This is a genomic window from Immundisolibacter sp., assembly GCF_028696615.1.
Classification (GTDB): Bacteria; Pseudomonadota; Gammaproteobacteria; order Immundisolibacterales; family Immundisolibacteraceae; genus Immundisolibacter.
On sequence record NZ_JAQVGQ010000271.1, the window covers coordinates 1 to 3112 of the forward strand.

Genomic DNA, 3112 nt, shown 5'->3' on the forward strand with positions numbered 1-3112 from the left:
GGCTTGAGCGCAGTGGCGACTACGGCGGCCTGCGACTGCTGCCCTGGTATGTGAGCTACCGCGCGATGGTATGGGCCAAGATCGCGGCGATCCGCGCCAGCCAGGTCGACGGCGAGGCGCGCAGCGAGAGCCTGGCGGAGTGTGCACGTTACCTCGCGCTGGCGGCGGCCCAGGCGCGGCCGACGGCGCCGGCGCTGCTGATCGCCAGCGGCGTGTCCGGTTCCGGCAAGAGCAGTCAGTCGCAGCCGCTGGTGGAACAGGGCGGCGTGATCCGGGTGCGCGCCGACGTCGAGCGCAAGCGCCTGTTCGGCCTCGACGCCATGGCGGCGAGCGGGTCGGCGCTCGGCGGTGGGCTGTATTCCGCCGAGGCGACCGCGCGCACCTACGCGCGGCTCGCCGAGCTGGCACGAACGGTGGTGGCGGCGGGCTATCCGGTTCTGCTCGATGCGACCTTCCTCAGGCGCGCGCAGCGGCGCAGCCTGGCGGAGCTGGCGGGCGTGCTCGGCGTGCCCTTCGTCATCCTCGCTTTCGATGCGCCGCCCGAGGTACTGCGCGAGCGGGTGCGCCGACGTGCGGCGGCGGGCAAAGACGCCTCGGAAGCCGATCTCGCGGTGCTCGAGGCGCAACTTCGGACGCGCGAACCGCTCGAAGAGGAGGAACTCGCGCGCGTGCTGCCGATCGATACCCGCTCGGCGCCGGACTGGCGCGCGCTGATGCCCGCGCTCCGCCAGCTGTGGCCGGGGCCGGCAGACCGATAGAACGCAACGACTTCCGGAATTCGATGGACACCTTGACCCATGCCCTTTCGGGCGCCCTCGTCGGCCGCATGCTTGCCGGCCGCCGGGCGCCGCCCGCCACGGCGCCGATGGCACGGCCGCCGGTGTGGCAGGTGGTGGTCGCCGGCACCGTGGCCGCGACCTTTCCCGATCTCGACTTCGTGCTCGGCTGGGTGTCCGAGCTCACCTACCTGCGCGGCCATCGCGGCGTGACCCATTCGCTCGTGCTGTTGCCCCTGTGGGGGCTGCTGATCGCCTGGCTGCTGGCGCGCTTCTGGCAGCGCGGCGGGCGGGGCGGGGCGGGGTGGCGGTCCTTCTACCTCGTTGTCTGCAGCGCGATCTTCGTGCACATCCTGGGCGACCTCATCACCCAGTTCGGCACCATGATCCTGTCGCCGTTCTCGGACCGGCGCTTCGGCTGGGGCACGACCTTCATCATCGATCTGCCCTTCACCGGCATCATCCTCGCCGGCCTGCTGGTGAGCGCGCTGTGGCGCAGCAGCCGGGTGCCGGCGGTGAGCGCGCTGGTCCTGCTGGCGGGCTGGGTGGGGGTGCAGGCGGTCGGGCGCGGTGAGGCGATCGAGGCCGCGCGCGATTACGCCGCCCGCGAGGGCATCCAGGCGGTGCTGGTCGATGCGGCGCCGCGGCCGGCTTCGCCCTTCAACTGGACCGCGATCGTGTTCGACGGCGAGCGCTACCACTACGCCCACATCAATACCCGGCGCAGCGAGCCGCTGGTGGCGAGCGCCGACGACAACTTCATCCGCCGTTTCTCGGCGCCCTACCAGCCGGTGGCGATGGCGAAGTGGGAGGTGCGCGAGCGCTTCGGCGATAACGGTACGCGCGAACTCGCGCAGAGGGTGTGGCAGGCGAAGGATTTCGCCTTCTATCGCTGGTTCGCGATGTTCCCGGTCCTCGACCATGTCGAGAACGGTCCCTCGGGCCTGCTGTGCGCGAATTTCGTGGACCTGCGCTTCATGACGCCGGGGCGCGACAACACGCCGTTCCGCTACGGCCTGTGCAGTGGCGAGGGCGGCTGGCGCCTGTTCGAGCGCGAACTGGGCGGTCTGCGCTGGGTGATGGATTGAAGACGCGATGCCCTTGCAGCGCACGACACGGACTGTGCCATGACCGAACCTGATCCGGCCGCGACGCCGGTTTCCGTCAAGCCCTCGCGCTGGCGGCGTTTCTCGCGCGACCTGGCGTTCGTCGTCGCCATCGTGCTCGGCATGCACTGGGTGCAGACGCGCCACGTGCCCGACGGCGAGGCGCCGCCGTTCGCCGCGCCGGCGGCGGCAGGCGGGGAACTCAGCCTGGCGGCGTGGCGCTCGGCCCATGCGGACGGGCCGATCGGGCTCTATTTCTGGGCCGACTGGTGCGGCATCTGCACCGCGCAGCAGGGCAGCATGGACGACGTGCAGGCCGACTGGCCGGTGCTGACGGTGGCGATGCAGTCCGGCGACGCCGCGGCCGTGGCGCAGGTGCTGGCCGCGCGCGGGCTGGACTGGACGACGGCCGTGGATGCCGACGGACGCATCGCAGGCCGCTACGGCCTGCGGGGCGTGCCGGCCTTCGTCGTGCTCGACCGCGAGGGCCGGATCCGTTCGGTGAGTGTCGGCTACACCACCGAGTGGGGCATCCGCGCCCGCCTGTGGTGGGCCGGGCTGACGGGCTGAGGGCGGAGTCGAGGGGCCATGGCGACGACGACCGGACTGTTCGCGGCCTTTGCCGCCGGGGCAGCAGCCCTGGCCGGCGGTCGCGCCGCCGTGCACTGGGGGATCCGCAAGGGGCTGGCGGCGCCGCGCGTGCCGCATGACACCGACCCTGCGGCGCTCGGCCTGGGCTTCGACACGGTGCGCATCGCCACGGCCAACGGCAAGACCCTGCATGGCTGGTTCATTCCCGTGCCGGGCAGCGCTGCCGCGCCTGCGGTGGTGGTGCTGCATGGCTGGGGCGGCAATGCGGCGCTGATGCTGCCGCTGGCGCGGCCGCTGCACGAGGCCGGCTTCGCCACGCTGTTCGTCGATGCGCGCTGCCACGGCGCGAGCGATGAGGACAGTTTCGCCTCGCTGCCACGCTTCGCCGAGGACGTCGAGCACGCCTTCGACTGGCTCGCCACGCGTGCGGGCGTCGACCCGCGGCGCATCGCGCTGCTGGGCCATTCGGTGGGGGCGGGCGCCGTGCTGCTGGCGGCGTCGCGCAGGCCGCAGGTAGCGGCAGTGGTCAGCGTGGCCGCCTTCTCCCATCCTGCGGCGATGATGCGGCGCTGGCTGGCGGCCAAGCACCTGCCCGAGCGCCCGGTCGGCCGCTACATCCTCGACTATGTGCAGCGCACC

General features: G+C 72.3%; 4 protein-coding genes. All 4 read left to right on the forward strand.

Features of this window, described 5'->3' with window-relative positions:
* Positions 1–758, forward strand: a 758-nt coding sequence (locus PHC73_RS13030) for a bifunctional aminoglycoside phosphotransferase/ATP-binding protein (protein WP_300129088.1), incomplete at its 5' end; no start/stop codon positions are given.
* Between the two features lie 23 nt (positions 759–781).
* On the forward strand, positions 782–1864 hold the full coding sequence (locus PHC73_RS13035) for a metal-dependent hydrolase (protein WP_004264169.1): 1083 nt from the start codon (positions 782–784) through the stop codon (positions 1862–1864).
* 39 nt (positions 1865–1903) lie between these two features.
* The gene (locus tag PHC73_RS13040) at positions 1904–2452 is read left to right on the forward strand and encodes a redoxin domain-containing protein (RefSeq protein ID WP_300129094.1); all 549 of its coding nucleotides are present in this window, start codon (positions 1904–1906) and stop codon (positions 2450–2452) included.
* Between the two features lie 18 nt (positions 2453–2470).
* A partial coding sequence (locus tag PHC73_RS13045) for an alpha/beta fold hydrolase (RefSeq protein ID WP_300129097.1) occupies positions 2471–3112 on the forward strand: 642 nt, incomplete at its 3' end.